Origin of the sequence: Hwanghaeella sp., from assembly GCF_965227365.1 — a bacterium.
Classification (GTDB): domain Bacteria; phylum Pseudomonadota; class Alphaproteobacteria; order UBA8366; family Aestuariispiraceae; genus Hwanghaeella.
The window spans coordinates 3,329,256-3,346,239 of record NZ_OZ245754.1; the positions used below are offsets into that span (position 1 = coordinate 3,329,256).

Below are 16,984 nucleotides of genomic sequence, written 5' to 3' on the forward strand. Positions count from 1 at the left end.
ACCCGCACAGCAAAAATTCGGTTCGCGGCAGTTGCGCCAGCCGTCGGGCAATGCCCGCCGCGAACCTGAACCTTACTTGAGCTCAACGGTCGCGCCAGCTTCCTCGAGCTTCTTCTTGAGTTCCTCGGCTTCGTCCTTGGCAACGCCTTCCTTGACGGGCTTCGGCGCACCTTCGACGAGGTCCTTGGCTTCCTTGAGGCCGAGACCGGTGATGGCACGGACTTCCTTGATGACGTTGATCTTCTTGTCGCCAGCAGCGGCAAGAACGACGTCGAAGGAATCTTTTTCTTCCGCAGCGGCACCAGCATCACCACCGGCAGCACCCGGAGCGGCAGCAACCGCGACCGGAGCAGCGGCGGAAACGCCCCACTTTTCTTCCAGCATCTTAGAAAGCTCGGCCGCCTCAAGAACGGTGAGGGCGGAGAGCTCTTCAGCAAGCTTTTCCAAATCAGCCATTGTCTTAATCTCCTATGGCATCAGGTTGTCGGCTTATAACCGATTGCACCAAATTCTTTTCGACCTACTCGGCAGTCGCGCCGTACGCGCCGAAGACGCGCGCGAGCTGACCAGCCGGAGCAGCCAAAGTACCAACGACCTTGCCGGCCGGGGCTTGCAGCAGACCAACGATCTTGCCGCGCAACTCGTCGAGGGACGGCAGAGAAGCGAGGGTTTTGACACCCGCCGCATCGATCGCCTTCTCGTCGAGACCGCCTGCAATGATCGTGAACTTTTCCTTCGCGGACTTTTCGAACTCAGCCGCCACCTTGGCAGCTGCGATCGGATCCGCGGAGAAAGCCACAGCCGTCGGACCAGTGAACTGGTCCTTCAGGTACTCGAACTTGGTACCTTCGAGCGCGATTTTCGCGAGCGTATTCTTGGTCACCTTGTAGCCGGCGCCTTGCTCACGCATCTTTGCACGAAGGTCAGAGACTTCACTCACCGTAAGGCCCTGCTGATGGGTTACCACCACCAGGCTTGCGGCTTCGAATGTCTCGTGCAATTCGGCGACAAGCGCTTCCTTTTTTGCACGGTCCATTTAAGGTCTCCGTTGCTTCTGGCCGTCGCCCCACAATTCGGACTACCCGAAACGGGGAACCGGGCCGGTTCACGAAAGCACCTCCTTCCATCCCCGATCGGGATAAAGGCGATGCCAATGCACCTGCCCGACATGAAAGTCCGGATCGCGGGACGGGCCGGTTTCCCGGCCTGATCGACAACCCTTCCTTACCCATCTCATGGAGGCCGTTTCACCCGGCCGCCCCTTGTTCCAAGGAACGAGAAGCTTGAGGTTCCGCGTTTAAGAGCGAAGGACGCACTAGGTTCCTTCGATCACCGCCAATCTCGGACAGGCAGCGGTGTTTTCGGTCCGGCGGGCCAGAAGCCCGTCTTTCTCAAACACCGCGCCATCCGTCGTCCGGACGATCATCCGGACGACGAAATCTCAAACGCGCCTTACGGCAACACGGACGACGGTTCGACCTTCAGGCCGGGTCCCATCGTCGAGGTAACCGAAATGCGCTTAACATAGGTGCCCTTGGCGCCGGACGGCTTGGCCGCCGCGATCGCACCGACAAAGGCACGGATATTCTCAACCAGGGCGTCTTCCGTGAAGCTCGCCTTGCCGACGCCGGCATGGACGATCCCGGCCTTTTCGGCACGGAACTGAACTTCACCGCCCTTCGCGGCGGCAACAGCGTCCGCCACGTTCGGCGTCACCGTGCCCAGCTTCGGGTTCGGCATCAGGCCGCGCGGGCCCAGGACCTTACCAAGGCGACCGACGATCGCCATCATGTCCGGAGACGCGATGCAGCGGTCGAAATCCATCATGCCGCCCTGGACCTGTTCCATCAGGTCTTCGGCGCCAACGAAGTCCGCACCAGCGGCCTTGGCTTCTTCCGCCTTGTCACCACGGGCGAAAACCGCCACACGAAGCGACTTACCGGTACCGTTCGGCAGTTGAACCGCGCCGCGGACCTGCTGGTCGGCGTGGCGGGGATCGATGCCCAAGTTCATGGAAATTTCGACGGTTTCGTCGAACTTCGTACCGGAAGCGGCACCCTTGATCGTCTTCACCGCATCTTCAATCGCCAGCAGAGCGGTACGATCCAGACCTTCATAGGCCTTCTTCAAACGTTTTCCGAGTTTCGCCATCGTACTTACTCCGCAACCTCGATGCCCATGGAACGTGCGGTACCGGCGATGGAGGCCATCGCGGCTTCGACGTCATTGGCATTCATATCCTGCAGCTTGGTTTCGGCGATCTCGCGCAGCTGCGCCTTGGTAACTTTGCCGACCTTGTCACGGTTCGGAACCGACGACCCCTTGGAAACCTTCGCCGCCTTCTTCAGGAAGTAGGAGGCGGGAGCGGTCTTGGTCACGAAAGTGAAGCTGCGGTCTTCGAACGCGGTGATGACCACCGGCGTCGGGGTGCCCGGCTCCATGTTCTGCGTGGCGGCGTTGAACGCCTTGCAGAATTCCATGATGTTCAGCCCGCGCTGACCCAGCGCCGGACCGACCGGCGGCGAAGGATTCGCCTGACCGGCTTTAATTTCGAGCTTGATGTAGCCCGCAATTTTCTTAGCCATATCACTAACCTCTGTCGCGGGTCCGTTTGCCGTCGGCCCCTCATGTAGTCAGTGTCCGCGGTGCGGCCCCCGGTCTGATCCGTCCGGTTACCCGGTCCGAACCGCCGGAACCCCAGGACTTTGGGGTTTCAGCCTTCCGCGAAACAAATCAGGCCGTTGCCCGACCCAAACCGAAAAACTAGAGCTTTTCGACCTGGGAGTATTCGAGCTCCACCGGTGTCGCCCGACCAAAAATCGACACCGTGACTTTAAGGCGCGCCTTTTCTTCATCGACCTCTTCAACGACACCGTTGAAGGAGGTGAAAGGACCGTCGCTGACGCGGATCTGCTCGCCGATATCGAAGGTGACGGAGGGCTTGGGCCGCTCGACGCCTTCCTTGACCTGTACGAGGATCCGTTCCGCCTCTTTATCGCTGATCGGCGACGGGCGCTTACCCGTCCCGAGGAAACCGGTTACTTTCGGCGTATTGCTGACGAGGTGCCAGGTAACGTCGTTCATATCCATATGGGCCAGAATGTAGCCGGGAAAGAACTTGCGCTCCGCGTTGACCTTGCGGCCACGGCGCATTTCGACGACTTCCTCGGTCGGAACCAGGACATCGTCGATCAGATCTTCCAAATCCGACGCCTTCGCCTGCTCACGGATCGATTCGGCGACCCGCTTTTCGAAGCCGGAATAGACGTGGACTACATACCAGCGCTTTGCCACCGCAAAAAACTCCAACCAAACCGGGGCGATAGCTTGACCTTCAAGCTCCGCCCTTCTTTGCCATCTTTCGTCAGCCCGACCTGAACCTCAGGGCCGACCCAGGGCCGCCGCGCCGATTTAACGCGCATTACGGCGGAAAATCGCCAATCAGGTTCCCAGAACCAGCTGGATTCCCAAGGCAATAATTTCGTCGACCACCAGGAAGAACAGGGACATCAGCGTGACCATCACGAACACCATGATGGTAGCGATTCCGGTTTCCTTTCGCGTCGGCCAAGTCACCTTGTTGGCTTCCTGCCGAACCTGCCGGACAAATTGTGCAGGGTTCGTCTTTGCCATCGCGCTCACTCTCAACCCGATATCGTATCGCAATACTAGGCCGATCACGGACTCTCGTCCGAGCGCAAGCCGAGTGGGGCTTTTAGTTGCCTAGAGCCTCGCTGGCAAGACGCAAATCCGCCTGATCGCGAAAATTTCAGTACAAACACCGACGCGGCCCGACGAATCGGGCCGCTGACCGGCATTGGAAATTTGGCAGGGGCACTAGGATTCGAACCCAGGACCTACGGTTTTGGAGACCGTCGCTCTACCAACTGAGCTATACCCCTACACGGGCCCGACGGGTCAGCCCCGCCCGGCCTGGAACACTTTACTCGATGATGCCCGCGACGACGCCGGCACCAACGGTGCGGCCGCCTTCACGGATCGCGAAACGAAGACCTTCGTCCATCGCGATCGGGGCAATCAGTTCAACTTCCATCGTCACATTGTCGCCCGGCATGACCATTTCGGTCCCGGCCGGCAGTTCAACCGAACCCGTCACGTCGGTCGTGCGGAAGTAGAACTGCGGACGATAGTTCGTGAAGAACGGCGTATGACGGCCGCCTTCCTCTTTCGTCAGAATGTAGGCTTCCGCCTTGAACTTCGTGTGCGGCGTGATCGAACCCGGCTTGGCCAGAACCTGGCCACGCTCGACGTCTTCACGGCCGACACCGCGCAGCAGCGCACCGATGTTGTCGCCGGCCTGACCTTCGTCAAGCAGCTTGCGGAACATTTCAACGCCCGTGCAGGTCGTCTTCGTCGTCGCCTTCAGGCCGACGATTTCGATTTCCTCACCCGTCTTGATGATGCCCTGCTCGACACGACCGGTCACAACCGTACCACGGCCCGAGATCGAGAAAACGTCTTCGATCGGCATCAGGAACGGACGGTCAACCGGACGGTCCGGCTGCGGAATGTATTCGTCGACGGCCTTCATCAGCTCGACGATCTTTTCCTTGCCGATGTTGTCGTCACGGCCTTCCAGCGCCGCCAGAGCGGAACCGGCGATGATCGGAATGTCGTCGCCCGGGAACTCGTAGGAGGAAAGAAGTTCGCGAACTTCCAGCTCAACCAGCTCCAGCAGCTCTTCGTCGTCGACCTGGTCAACCTTGTTCAGGAAGACAACGATCGCCGGGACACCGACCTGACGGGCGAGCAGGATGTGCTCACGCGTCTGCGGCATCGGGCCGTCAGCGGCGTTAACAACCAGGATCGCGCCGTCCATCTGCGCCGCGCCCGTGATCATGTTCTTCACGTAGTCAGCGTGTCCGGGGCAATCGACGTGCGCGTAGTGACGCGCATCCGTCTCATACTCAACGTGCGCCGTGTTGATCGTGATACCACGCGCCTTCTCTTCAGGCGCCTTGTCGATATCGTCGAACTTCGTCGCAGCGCCGCCATACGTCTCGGCCATTACCTTCGTGATCGCCGCCGTCAGCGTCGTCTTACCATGGTCAACGTGACCAATCGTGCCGATGTTGCAGTGCGGCTTCGTACGCTCAAACTTCTCTTTCGCCATCTCTACACGTTCCCTGGGTCTACCAGTTAATCCCTTAAGTTCGTGTACCGCGCACGGCACACCGCTACCAACAGTTCCAGCCCGTCATGCGGATCGTTCGGACCACCAGCTTACCGGCAGTCGCCGGGTTGCTGGAGCGGGTGGACGGAATCGAACCGACATAGCCTGCTTGGAAGGCAGGGGCTTTACCATTAAGCTACACCCGCACGAAATCGACGGCATCAAGGCCGATACGGTTACGTTCCGCACCAGCCGCAACACCGCCTGTCCCATGCTTATCCGCAGGCGCATCGCATGGTGGAGGGAGTTGGATTCGAACCAACGTAGGCAAAGCCAACGGATTTACAGTCCGTCCCCTTTAACCACTCGGGCATCCCTCCGATATGCGTGCCCACACCGAACCTGGAACTCCTGTCGGCGGCGTGCGGTGTATGACTTGCTACAGGTGATGTCAACTCCATAACCGACCGTAATCGACCAATGATGTGCCGGTATGCCGAATGAAGCATCGCGCCGCTTGCGATGGTGCCTTTCCGGACCTACAGCTAGGCCCGACAAGGGAAGAAAAGACATGACGAGACGCAATCCCAGAAATTCGGGCGCCGGGAAATCGCGCGGCGGCAGGCCGAGCGGGCCTTCCGGGCGTGGCGAACGCACCGCTGGCGACGCGGGCCGTGAAGATCGTTCAGGCCGGGCCAAACAGGATCGGGCCAAGCAGGATCGGGCCGGACAGGACCGACGTAGCAAGGCGCCGCGGGACAAGCGCGTCTGGCTGTTCGGCCAGCATCCGGTGACCGCGGCCCTGACCAATCCCAACCGATGGATCCACCGCCTGCTGGCGACCCGCCAAGGCTTGGAGCGGTTGGCCGAGGCCGAGATTCGCCGGGATATCGGCGTCGAGGAAACGGACGGCCGGACCTTGGAAACCCTATTGCCGGAAGGGGCCGTGCACCAGGGATTGGCTGCGCTGTGCGACCCGCTGGATCCGGTATTCATCGAGGATATCGTCGCCGATCGCGATTTGGCGAAGCCGATCCTGATTCTGGATCAGGTCACCGACCCGCACAATGTCGGGGCGATTCTGCGCTCCGCCGCCATTTTCGGCGCCGCCGGCGTCGTCATCCAGGACCGCAATGCCCCGCCGGAAAGCGGCACGCTCGCCAAATCCGCGAGCGGCGCACTCGAATCCATCCCGCTGGTGCGGGCCGGCAACCTCAGCCAGACGATCGGGCTTCTGCAAAATGCGGGATACTGGGTCGTGGGCCTTGCCGGGGAGGCGACGGAGACGCTTCCTCAGACCGAGCTCAATCGCCGAACGGCCATCGTCCTCGGCGCGGAAGGGGCAGGCCTGCGCCGGTTGACCGCGGAAAGATGCGATCAGCTGCTGCGCATTCCAATGGCGCCCAACCCGGTCGGCAGCCTGAACGTCTCGAATGCCGCGGCCATCGCGCTGTACGAGCTTTGGCGGTCGGCGTCACCCGCGGATGATTGACCGGGGCCGGCGTAGCGAGGAAAACAAAAGAACCGGTTCCTGCAGCAGATAGAACTGGTCGCGCGGCGTCATGTCGGTAATGACAAAGCGGAATTGAACCGCGGTTCCGGCATTCACATAGCCGTTCTTGAAGCGAACCCGGTCATGCGGCTCCGCGATTCGCTCCCCTTCCCGGAACCGGTCGGAATGGAACTCGCTGCCGTTCACCGTACGGGTCTGGTCGAAGGAAAGGCCGTCCCAATAATCGCTCGGGCGGCGGAGTTCTTCCTGCAGCTCGACGTCGAAACCGACCCAAACGCCGGCCGCCGCATTCCGCACCCGACTGATGATCCAAAGCCTCAGGATCGGCGCCACGGGCCCGGCGTCCGCCATGCCGGCATTGCGGATGGTAATGACGAAGGGACCGGGACCGCCCAGGTCCTGGTCGATGACGATCGGGTCGTCGATCGTCCCGGTGCCACTGACCGACAGGATACGGAACCCGCCCAGCCTGTCGCTGAATTCGAACCCGCCCGCCCGATGCCAATCGGGGTCGGCCGCGATTGCGGAGGATGGCGTATGGGCCGCGACGGCCAGAATTGCCGCAACCGCGCATAACAGGGCGGCGGCGCCCGTCCGGGCGGCCCTGCGCCATGCCTGATCGATACACAGCGTCGGACTTACCCTCATGACGAAGCAGAATACACGATTTTGCGAAAATCAGCCACCAGCCAGCGCCGCTTCCCAGTTGCCTCGAAACCCGCGAAGCGTTAGAGAGTGCCCGTCAAGCCTGGATCGGCCGCGAAAGGCCGGTCGGCGCCCCTATAGCTCAGTTGGTAGAGCATCTGATTTGTAATCAGAGGGTCGGGAGTTCGAGTCTCTCTGGGGGCACCAGCATTTTTCTGGAGCGGACGGAGCAACGGACAGCCGGAATATGCGAGGCGGGGAATGAACAGTCCGGTTCGGGAAGATCAGGAAGAAGCCTTCGCCTGCCTTCATGCGCTTGCCGCGGCGGATGGCGGCGCGCCGAAACGCATCGACACCCATGCCAATGTGATCTTCATCGGTCAGAAACACGTCTACAAAATCAAACGCGCCGTCCATTACCCGTTCCTGGATTATTCGACCACAGCCCTGCGCCACCGGTACTGCGCGTCGGAAGTGGTGCTGAACCGTCGGACGGCGCCGGACCTGTATCTCGGCATCATTCCCCTGGTCCGGACCGCGGACGGCGATGTCGATGCCGGCGAGTTGATCGAAGATCCCGCCCCCGCGGCCATGCCGGCGTCGTATAGAGACGCGGAAGATTGGGCGGTCGTGATGCGGCGGTTTGACGAAGAGGCGCTGTTCGACAAATTGGCGGAACGCGGGGCGCTCACCAATGAGCATCTGCTCGATCTGGGCGAGCGCATCGCGGCTTTTCACATTGAGGCATCCCCGATCCGGAACGATTGGCGGCGGATCAACAAAGAGGTCCTGACCGACAATCTGGCCGAAATCGCCGAGGCATCCTGGCTGCCCGCCGGGGCGGTGGCCGCCCATCGCACGGCCTGCGAACCGCTTTTCAAAAGTCTGGAAACACGGTTGACGGCCCGCGCGGCCGATGGGTTCGTGCGACAATGCCATGGGGACGTACACCTGCGGAACATCGTCCTGATCGACGGACGCGCCACACTGTTCGACTGCATCGAATTCAGCGACGACTTTTCGCAGATCGACTGCCTCTACGACCTCGCCTTCCTGCTGATGGACCTCGAGCATCGCCGGATGCCGGGTGCCGCCTGCCGCGTGCTGAACCGGTATCTCGAACAAACCGGCGACTATGCCGGCGTCGGACTGATCCCGTTCTACACCGCGCTGCGCGCCCAGGTCCGCGCGAAGATCGAAATCGCCACCGTCGGATTCTCCGAAAATCCGCAACAGGCGGAGAGCCATCGCCAAGGGGCGGCACAGTATTTCGACCTCGCCTGCCGGGCGATCGACCGCCCGCCTGCCCGGCTGATCGCCGTAGGCGGACCGTCCGGGTCCGGAAAATCGACGCTTGCGACGGCGGTCGCGGAGCGGATGGCGGAAACCTACGGACCGACGGTCCTGATCCTACGCAGCGATGCAATCAGGAAATCCTTGTGGGGCGTTCCGGAGACCACCCAACTGCCGCCCGAAGCCTATGAGACAGAGGTCAGCCTGCGTGTTTACCGGCAGATGCACGAAACCGCGGAAACAGCCCTGAAACAAGGTGCGACGGTTTTGCTGGACGCCACCCACACCCACCCGGATTCCCGCAAGGCCGCATCCGATTTGGCCGAGCGCCTCGGATTTCCATTTCAAGGCTTGTGGGCGACGGCACCGAAAGATGTTCTCATCAGCCGCGTGACCGCACGGATGAACGATGCCTCCGACGCCGACGCCGCCATTGTCCGGCTGCAATTGAAGCAGGATTGGGGATCGATCGATTGGGCGGAAATCGACACGTCCAAATCAACCGAAACGATGGACGCGTTGCAGACCTCGTTGGCCGAGGCCGTTCGGGTTCTAGACCTGCCCTAGAATCGATCGCGGGAACCTGCTTCGATCAGCTGGACCCGTTCGTCCAATAGGGCGCCGGCTTGCCCTGCCCGACACCGGATTGCAGCCATTCGTCCCAAACAGCCTCAATTCCCGAATAAACACCGTTCTTGTGGATTTGACCCAGGCCAAGGTCCAGCGCATGCGCGAGCCAGACCGATTTCTCGAGATTCGCCTTGGAGAACGACACGAAGAGGTCGAATTCGGTCAAACTCGCGACCGGCACTGGCGCCGGCGTCACCTGGTTCGCGTTATTGCCGATATGGAATTGGGCGACCCTTTCGTACACAACCGCGAAATCCGCTCTGCCCCGGGAGACGAGGGCGAGGGTCTGCAGATCGCTTTCTACCTCGATCTTCTCGATCTGCGGATTGTTATCGAACGCGTCGGTATAGGTGTAGCCTCGAACGACTGAAAAAGTGCTCCGTTCGAATTCCGCATCCGTGAAAGGGCCTTTGAAACCCGGCGGCCCATAAACAAGGATCCGGCCGTGGAACAACGGCGCCGAATGAAAAATGTATTTCAATAGGTTTTCGTCGGAATTGGTGGTGTTGAAGCATCCGCTGATGCGCCCGGCCTGGACTTCTCGCAAACACCGGCTGTACGGCATCTGGCGGAATTCCACCGCGCACCCGACCGCGGCGAAGGCTGCTGTAACAATATCCAGGGAAAACCCGCGCAGCTGCCCCTTGTAAAGGCCCGTATAGGGGAAGAATCCATCCTCAGCCGCCAGCACCACGCGCTCGCCTGGGCGACATTGGGGCGCAATCTCGTCGGCCGCGGCCGGCAAGACGCTAAACATGAACACGATCAAAGAAATCGCAATTCTGACCAAGTCTACACCCCAATCGGTGAGATGAATTCCTCCCAATTAACCTATTCTACACTAAATCGTTTGAAAATCATCGCCGACCGAGAGTCAGGTTTTAGTTGGAATTACATGGGCATACCAACAAAATGCTAGGTCGATACGAACTTGTTCATGGTGAAGGCTCGTTTTTGCCTATACCGTCCCCGTTCCTCTGGCCCTGAATTCAAGACTCCAGCATCGCTGATGGCGAGACAGCTTCAATGGAAATGATGTCGCCCACACCAACGCCCATTCCCTTCCGACGCCGATTGTCGGTACGGCAGGCACAGGTCGCCGTCGCCATCGCGATTACCATCGGAACGGTCTTCGCGTTGGCGCAAATCCTGGCGGACGCTGCCGACGAAAGAGAGAGTCTCAAAACCCATGCCTCGTTCGTTCTGGACTATGCCAGCCTTCCGGCGGCGCGGGCGGCCTATCGTCTGGACAGGGTCGGAGCGGAAGAATTGGCGCAGAGCCTGCTGAGCGACCCCGCCGTTATCAACGCGACCATAATGGATGACTTCGGCAAGACCCTGGCGAATGCGACCCGTGATACTGTCGCGGCACATTCCGTCGTCACCGACTTCCTTCTCGGCGCCGACCCCGTCGCCTTCGAACATGATCTAGTCATCAACCAGAATACTTTCGTCGGAAATCTGAGGATCGAAATCGATCCCGCCGCCGCGGCGTCAGGTTTCGAGCAGCGGACCATCAACTCGATCCTGTCCGGTCTGTTGAAGAGCATGCTGCTCTCGATCATGCTGCTGATCATTTATCAGTCCATGATCACCAAAAGGGTCGCGCGTCTTGCGGGGAAGGTGGCCTTTTCCGGCAATACCGGTCCCGACGGCTCGGGCGGCGACGAGCTCGACCAATTGGAACGCCGGTTTCAGGATTGGACGACGGCGTTGAAGAGCGCCGCCCGAAAAGCCGAACAAGCCAATAGCGCCAAGACCGTCTTCCTGGCGAGCATGAGCCACGAGATGCGAACGCCATTGAATGCCGTCATCGGCTATGCGGAAATGCTGGAAATGGGGATCGGTATCGACGATCCGGCAAAACGTAGCCAGTACCTCAAAAGCATCGTGTCATCCGGCCGTCAGTTGAACGAACTGCTCGGCGATATCCTGGATTTCTCGAAGATCGAGGCCGGCACCCTGGACTTTCACATGGAAGAGATCTCTCCAACGGAAGTCATCCAGGAGAACGCAACCCTCCTCCAGGGCATGGCGGATGAAAAAGGCGTGAGAATTGAGACTGACTTTGGCGACTGTACCACCGTCAGTGCCGACCGGTCCCGATTGCGTCAGGTCCTGATCAACCTGATGTCCAATGCGATCAAATACAACAAACCCGGCGGCACAGTCCGGATCGGTTGTGTCTGCTCCGATCCGACGGTCGTCCGACTGTATGTCAGCGACACGGGCATCGGAATTCCAGAGGATCAATTGGAGACCCTCTTCACGGAATTCGTAAGGGGGCAGCATCACCAGCCAGACATACCGGGAGCCGGACTGGGGTTGGCGATTTCCAAACTGCTGACCGAGGGAATGGGTGGTGCCATCACCTGCGACAGCAAACCCGGACGGGGATCGACCTTTTGGATTGAATTACCGGCCGGCAAAGGCGCTTGCGTCATTGCGCCCCCTGAAGAGATGCCGGCCAAGGTGAAAGAATCGGTTTGATGGGCGCGGCGATTGAACCTTCGGAATGTCGCCAAATCCAATGGCTTTGCGATTTTCATGGACGACAGCGTAGACTGCTGTCCAGGCTTGAAAACGGAGTGCCAATGAACGAGGGGATTGGTACGTGAGGATCTCGGCAATTCTGAGAGGCGTTACAGCATCTCTTGCCATCTCTTTTTTCGCATGCCTTGGGATGACGGCGCCGGCGCCTGCCTTCGCTGCAGACACACCGAAACGCGTCTTGTTTGTAAATCCGGGTTTTTCGGATAAGGGCTTCTGGAAAGCCGTCAGCGAGACAATGCAAGCGGCGGCGACGGTCCTGGGCTTTGACTTGACCATCGTAAGCGGCGACAGGAAATGGCCCGTGATGGTTGCCCGCGGCCTCGCCGCACTTGAAGAGGTGAAGCCCGATTACGCCATTCTGGTGAACGAACATCAACAGGCGCCGCAATTAATGGAAGCGGCCGAGGCGGCAGGCATAAAGTCGATCCTGCTTCTGAACGGCCTGACGCCTGAACAGGAAGCCAGCATGCGCGGGCCACGGCAAAAACTGTCTCATTGGTTGGGCACCATCACACCGGATAACGAGATAGCCGGTTACGAGATGGCCAAATCCTTGGTGAAGGCAGGCGCCGCGCTTGGCCTCGACAAGGACGGTTTATCCGTTCTCACCCTCGCCGGAGACTTCAAGACCCCTGCATCCATTATCAGGCTCCGAGGCATGGATCGCGCGTTGGTCGAATTCAAACACGTGTCGGAGGCGCGTCGGATTACCGTCAACTGGTCAAGCGACGAGGCCTATGAGCGCACGACGATTTTCTTGAAGACCGCAAACGTGAACGCCATCTGGGCCGCAAACGATCCCATTGCGATCGGCGCCATCAAAGCGTTGCGCGAAGCCGGCAGGAGACCGGGCCGGGATGTCGCCGTGGCCGGCTTGAATTGGTCGCCGGAAGCAATCGACCTGGTGCGCAGGGGCGAGATGACCTTGACCCATGGCGGTCATTTCCTGGCCGGCGCTTGGGTCATGGTTCTACTGTACGACTATGAGAACGGCAGGGATTTCGCGGAACTCTCAACGCATCTTTCTTTCCCGATGAGTGCGATCCATGTCGGAAATGCGGAGGCCTATATGGACGCGTTCGGGGATGGAGACTGGTCCAGGATCGACTTCAAGCGGTTCAGCCGTGCAGACAATCCAAATCTTGGGAACTATCCTTTCAATTTGACCACGCTTCTGGCGTCCCGGCGCGGGTATTGACCCATGGCAATCACGGCACGGGGCATGGGACAAGAGGTCAAGGGGCACCCAAAACGAATCCCATTCCGCCGAAGGCTGGCCGCGCGTCAGGCGGCATTCGTGGTTTCCGTCGCCTGCTTACTGGGGCTGCTGAGCAGCATCGTCCAGATCTATCTGGATTATGGCGATCAGGTTCAGAACCGTGACCGTGATATCGAGCACTACATTTCCACCGTGTCTCAACCAGCAGCAAACGCCCTTTGGGAACTCAACGGCAAAATGGCGGATGCTATTGTCGGCGGTTTGCTTGGCTATGACCTTTTTGTCGAGGCGTCGCTCACCACCGGAAACAACTTCCTGCTCGCCCACAAGCAGCGCCCGATCATGGAAAGCGGCGCCGTGACGATGTCCGAGTGGCTGTTCGGCAGTCGGCACGAATATGCGATCGATGTCACTTATAACGACGACGGCCAGGCCTATCGCGTGGGAACCCTGAAAGTGGTTTCCCATCCGTACAGGATGGGAAGTGAATTCATTCAGCGTGCCGCCGTCACCTTCCTGGGCGGCATCTTGAAAAGCCTTATCCTGGCAGGCGTCCTGCTGGTCGCATTTTACCTGACGCTGACCAAGCCGCTGGAATCGCTGTCCCGGCAAGTGGATGCCATCGACCCGACGGATCTCGACGGCAAGCCAATCATGGTTCCCACCGCGGCGAAGGATGACGAACTGGGCCGGATCGTGCAGGCCGTCAACAATCAGGTCGAATTGATTCAGAACCACCTGCGTGAGATCGATTCCGCCAGACAGGCATTGGAAAATTCCAACAAGAATCTCGAGGCCGCTGTCGATACGCGCACCAAGGAACTGACAGCCGAGATCGATGCGAGGATCGAAATCGAACGTCAATTGCGGATCGCTGCGGCGAAAGCCGAGGAAAGCGCCGTCGTGCGGACACAGTTCCTGGCGAATATGAGCCATGAACTCCGCACGCCGCTGAACGCGATCATAGGCTACAGCGAATTCGCTAGAATGAACCTGGACGACGTCGAACCGGCGAAGCTGGCGGAGTATCTGGGTTACGTCCATGGCGCCGGAACCCATCTTCTGGACCTTGTGAATTCGATCCTGGATTTGTCGCGGCTTCATGCCGGTCGAATGCCCGTCGACTACGACGATGTGGACGTTAACAAGCTGGTCAGGGATGTCGCGACGAGCCTGGAATCGGCACGCGCAGAAAACCGTAACGCCATTACCTTGAAGCTCGACGACAATCTGCCGGTCATCGTCACGGATCCGGTCAAGAAGAAGCAGGTCTTGTTCAACCTGCTCGGCAATGCGCTGAAATTCACCACGGAGGGGACAATCACTATCGAAACGCTGCGGGACGAACCCGAACCGGGTTTCCTCACCATCCGTGTCGTCGATACCGGCATCGGGATCGACGCCCGGACCCTGCCGCAGATTTTCGAAAATTTCACCCAGGCAGAACCGCATTTGAGCCGCCGCTTCGGCGGGTCCGGTCTCGGCCTCTCTATTGTCCGGGAGACTTGCGAGTTGCTGGGATGGACGATCAGCGTCGAGAGCGAAATGGGTAAAGGCAGTTGCTTCACGCTCATCCTGCCGCTGCATCCCCGGAAGGGCGCGGACGACCGGGACGAGACGGAAACTTGAGCCGCGGCGTTATTGCCGGCGAAGGACGTCCCTCAGAATATCGACCACGATGCGGGTTCCTTCTTCGATGATCGTGACGTCGTCACCGACGATGATGCGCTGCAGCCCCTCCCGAAGTTTCGGCAAACGCCCTTCCAGATCCGCCGGCAATCCTCGTTTGGCGATGCCCGGGGGTAAAGGCTTGCCGCGGGCGAGGTTCTTCGCAATGCCCGGCGGTAGCGATTTCGTCCCAATTCCTTTTTCTCGGACATATTGCTCGATGACCTTGCGGTCATTCTCGCCGAATATCCCGTCCAGGACTTCGTCGATGACTTCGTCCTCCAAGCGGTTCTGCTGCTGGGAGTTTTTGTGAACCTGCGATTTTCCCTGTCCGTGGCCGTTTGACTTGTCATTCTTCGCCAGAACATCGCCGGTACCGGCGAATAGCAAAGCGACCAAGGCCAGCGACACAATCGAAAATGACCTGACAGATCCAAACATGTGAGATCCTCAAAACTGTTTCACAGAAATCCGAGCCACAGGCCCTATAAAGCAACGTGTCTACAGTAGATAAGTTGCATGGACGGGCACCGCAATTGAAGAACCGGAAAATTGCAGGTTCTCCGATTACCGGATTTATCGCAAAATACGACAAAATTGGATGTGCAGCATACCCGCCGGCCCGGTCTGTAAGAGTTGCTTGGGCATTGGCGGGGTAGGTTTGTAGAACGGATGCTGCATTGGGCGGCGCCACAAGGGCGTAATTTCCGAGGACGTCACGGTGCGGTTCTTCTCCTTTTCGAACAACTCGTCCTTTCACCCCGGACGCCGGCGTTTTTATTGGCAACCCGTCCTTTTCTGTCTTTTGTTCTTCCTGCTCTCCTCAGGCGCTATCGGATACTTTCTCCACGATTTGGCGGAGCGGGCCAATCAAGAGGCCATCAAGACCTCGAAGCTGCTGGTGAGCACCGCGGTCGGTGTCCTGGAGGAGGACTTGGCGGGCAGAATGGTGGACTACGCCTGGTGGAACGATATGTACGACCAGGTCATGGGAGATATGGACCCGGACTGGGCGGACGATAATATCGGCACTTATCTTCAGGACGCATTCTCTTACGCGGGAACCTATGTCCTATCCGGTGACGGCGAAGTCCTTTATTCGAGCCTCGCCAGCGAAGCCCTCCCGGCAAGCCCGGTGGACCTGTTGGGAGATGCCGCGGACCTCTTCCTGACCCGCCTGCAGCAAACACCAATGGAGGAGTCCGTTCCTCTGGTGACCACCGCGGTACATAAGACTTCTGTTTTCCTGGTCGCAGCCGCGACCGTACTGCCGGAAGAACCATCCGAGGGCCAACTGGCACTTCGAAAAAGACCGGTCCTGTTCTTCTTGCGTGAATTGAACCAACCGGTTCTGGCGCGGATAGAGGCGAGTTACAATGTCTCGAACCCCAGAATAGTCGTAGGGCCGTCCGAACAGGGTATTGCCCTGCGCGATGCAACCAGCGCGATCCAGGCCACGATCGTTTGGGATCAAGATCGCCCCGGGGATCTGATCCTGGTTGATCTATTGCCGAAGCTTGCGGCCGTGTTTCTGCTGCTTCTCTTCGCCGCGTTGGCGATCTACGTCTTCTGGATCAAGGCCGCCATGTCGGCGAGCGAAGCGAAGTCCCAGCTGCTGGCGAAAATGAGCCATGAATTGCGTACGCCCTTGAACCCTATCTTGGGGTTCTCGCAAATGATGATTCATCAAACCGTCGGGCCAATCGCCCCGGTGTATCGCGGCTACGCGGAAGATATTCACCGCAGCGCGTCCCATCTGCGCAACGTGATCGAGGGATTGCTGGATTTCTCGAAGATGGAGGCCGGAAAGGTCGACTTGCGCGATGATGTCCTGGACCTGGGCGAATTGATCGGCAGCGTGGTTCAGATCGTCGCGCCAGCCGGCCAGACCGAAACCTTTGGGACCACGATCCCTGTCCCGCCGATCCATCTGGACGTGGCCGACGATGTCCCACGAATATGCGGCGATGAGATTCGTCTTCGCCAGGTCCTGATCAATGTGCTTTCCAACGCCGTCAAATTCTCCGAAGGCAATCCGATCGCGATCCGTGCATTCAAGAAAGGCGGTGCGGTCCAGATCGCTATCGAAGACAACGGCATTGGCATTTCGCCGGCCGATCAGCGGAAACTGTTCGAACCTTTCGTTCAGGCCACCCAGAAAGACGGGCCCGCACCGACGCCCGGCACGGGTCTGGGACTGGTGATATCACGCGAATTGATGCGTCTGCATGGTGGATCGCTTACCCTGCAGAGTACGCTGGGCCAGGGAACGACGGTCACCCTGGCTTTCCCGGCAAACCGCACCCTGAACGGTTGAGCCTTGTCAGGT

At 59.4% G+C, this 16,984-nt stretch carries 16 protein-coding genes and 4 tRNA genes; 7 read left to right on the forward strand and 13 right to left on the reverse strand.

The window, feature by feature from the left end; translation table 11 throughout:
• Positions 1-72: 72 nt before the first annotated feature.
• From rplL to ACQK2G_RS15385, 10 genes are all read right to left on the reverse strand, one after another.
• Positions 73-456 carry a 50S ribosomal protein L7/L12 gene (gene rplL / locus ACQK2G_RS15340; protein ID WP_425405914.1) on the reverse strand — a complete coding sequence of 128 codons (384 nt, stop codon included), beginning with the start codon at positions 454-456 and terminating at the stop codon, positions 73-75.
• 64 nt (positions 457-520) lie between these two features.
• Positions 521-1,036 (reverse strand): 50S ribosomal protein L10, encoded by a 516-nt coding sequence (gene rplJ / locus ACQK2G_RS15345; protein ID WP_425405915.1) that lies wholly within the window; start codon positions 1,034-1,036, stop codon positions 521-523.
• A 416-nt stretch (positions 1,037-1,452) separates the two neighbouring features.
• The gene (gene rplA, locus ACQK2G_RS15350; RefSeq protein WP_425405916.1) at positions 1,453-2,151 is read right to left on the reverse strand and encodes a 50S ribosomal protein L1; all 699 of its coding nucleotides are present in this window, start codon (positions 2,149-2,151) and stop codon (positions 1,453-1,455) included.
• Between the two features lie 5 nt (positions 2,152-2,156).
• The gene (gene rplK, locus ACQK2G_RS15355; protein WP_425405917.1) at positions 2,157-2,585 is read right to left on the reverse strand and encodes a 50S ribosomal protein L11; all 429 of its coding nucleotides are present in this window, start codon (positions 2,583-2,585) and stop codon (positions 2,157-2,159) included.
• 178 nt (positions 2,586-2,763) lie between these two features.
• Entirely contained in the window at positions 2,764-3,294 is a 531-nt protein-coding gene (gene nusG / locus ACQK2G_RS15360; RefSeq protein ID WP_425405918.1) for a transcription termination/antitermination protein NusG, read from the reverse strand.
• 147 nt (positions 3,295-3,441) lie between these two features.
• Positions 3,442-3,633, reverse strand: a complete 192-nt coding sequence (secE, locus tag ACQK2G_RS15365) for a preprotein translocase subunit SecE (protein WP_425405919.1) — start codon at positions 3,631-3,633, stop codon at positions 3,442-3,444.
• Positions 3,634-3,826: 193 nt separating this feature from the next.
• Positions 3,827-3,902 (reverse strand) — tRNA-Trp (locus tag ACQK2G_RS15370).
• 41 nt (positions 3,903-3,943) lie between these two features.
• A complete protein-coding gene (tuf, locus tag ACQK2G_RS15375; RefSeq protein WP_425405920.1) occupies positions 3,944-5,134 on the reverse strand; it encodes an elongation factor Tu in 1,191 nt (396 codons plus the stop codon).
• 132 nt (positions 5,135-5,266) lie between these two features.
• Positions 5,267-5,340 (reverse strand) — tRNA-Gly (locus tag ACQK2G_RS15380).
• 89 nt (positions 5,341-5,429) lie between these two features.
• Positions 5,430-5,514, reverse strand: a tRNA-Tyr gene (locus tag ACQK2G_RS15385).
• Between the two features lie 191 nt (positions 5,515-5,705).
• Between ACQK2G_RS15385 and rlmB the strand changes: the two genes are divergently transcribed.
• Positions 5,706-6,626, forward strand: a complete 921-nt coding sequence (rlmB, locus tag ACQK2G_RS15390) for a 23S rRNA (guanosine(2251)-2'-O)-methyltransferase RlmB (RefSeq protein WP_425405921.1) — start codon at positions 5,706-5,708, stop codon at positions 6,624-6,626.
• Here the strand turns inward: rlmB and ACQK2G_RS15395 are convergent.
• Positions 6,609-7,295: a hypothetical protein gene (locus ACQK2G_RS15395; RefSeq protein WP_425405922.1), complete on the reverse strand. Its 687-nt coding sequence runs from the start codon at positions 7,293-7,295 to the stop codon at positions 6,609-6,611. The genes rlmB and ACQK2G_RS15395 overlap by 18 nt on opposite strands.
• A 128-nt stretch (positions 7,296-7,423) precedes the next feature.
• Here ACQK2G_RS15395 and ACQK2G_RS15400 point away from each other — a divergent pair.
• Positions 7,424-7,499, forward strand: a tRNA-Thr gene (locus tag ACQK2G_RS15400).
• A 54-nt stretch (positions 7,500-7,553) separates the two neighbouring features.
• Positions 7,554-9,152 (forward strand): AAA family ATPase, encoded by a 1,599-nt coding sequence (locus ACQK2G_RS15405; protein ID WP_425405923.1) that lies wholly within the window; start codon positions 7,554-7,556, stop codon positions 9,150-9,152.
• Positions 9,153-9,177: 25 nt separating this feature from the next.
• Here the strand turns inward: ACQK2G_RS15405 and ACQK2G_RS15410 are convergent, their stop codons facing one another.
• Positions 9,178-9,972: a substrate-binding periplasmic protein gene (locus ACQK2G_RS15410; RefSeq protein WP_425405924.1), complete on the reverse strand. Its 795-nt coding sequence runs from the start codon at positions 9,970-9,972 to the stop codon at positions 9,178-9,180.
• Positions 9,973-10,241: 269 nt separating this feature from the next.
• Here ACQK2G_RS15410 and ACQK2G_RS15415 point away from each other — a divergent pair, with 269 nt between their 5' ends.
• The 3 genes from ACQK2G_RS15415 (at position 10,242) to ACQK2G_RS15425 (ending at position 14,616) form a co-directional block, all read left to right on the forward strand.
• On the forward strand, positions 10,242-11,705 hold the full coding sequence (locus ACQK2G_RS15415; RefSeq protein ID WP_425405925.1) for a sensor histidine kinase: 1,464 nt from the start codon (positions 10,242-10,244) through the stop codon (positions 11,703-11,705).
• 241 nt (positions 11,706-11,946) lie between these two features.
• On the forward strand, positions 11,947-12,966 hold the full coding sequence (locus tag ACQK2G_RS15420) for an ABC transporter substrate-binding protein (RefSeq protein WP_425405926.1): 1,020 nt from the start codon (positions 11,947-11,949) through the stop codon (positions 12,964-12,966).
• Positions 12,967-12,969: 3 nt separating this feature from the next.
• On the forward strand, positions 12,970-14,616 hold the full coding sequence (locus tag ACQK2G_RS15425; protein ID WP_425405927.1) for an ATP-binding protein: 1,647 nt from the start codon (positions 12,970-12,972) through the stop codon (positions 14,614-14,616).
• A 9-nt stretch (positions 14,617-14,625) separates the two neighbouring features.
• Here the strand turns inward: ACQK2G_RS15425 and ACQK2G_RS15430 are convergent, their stop codons facing one another.
• Complete coding sequence (locus ACQK2G_RS15430; RefSeq protein WP_425405928.1) at positions 14,626-15,096, reverse strand: anti-virulence regulator CigR family protein; 471 nt, start codon at positions 15,094-15,096, stop codon at positions 14,626-14,628.
• 280 nt (positions 15,097-15,376) lie between these two features.
• Here ACQK2G_RS15430 and ACQK2G_RS15435 point away from each other — a divergent pair, with 280 nt between their 5' ends.
• Positions 15,377-16,972 carry an ATP-binding protein gene (locus tag ACQK2G_RS15435; RefSeq protein WP_425405929.1) on the forward strand — a complete coding sequence of 532 codons (1,596 nt, stop codon included), beginning with the start codon at positions 15,377-15,379 and terminating at the stop codon, positions 16,970-16,972.
• Positions 16,973-16,984: the final 12 nt, after the last annotated feature.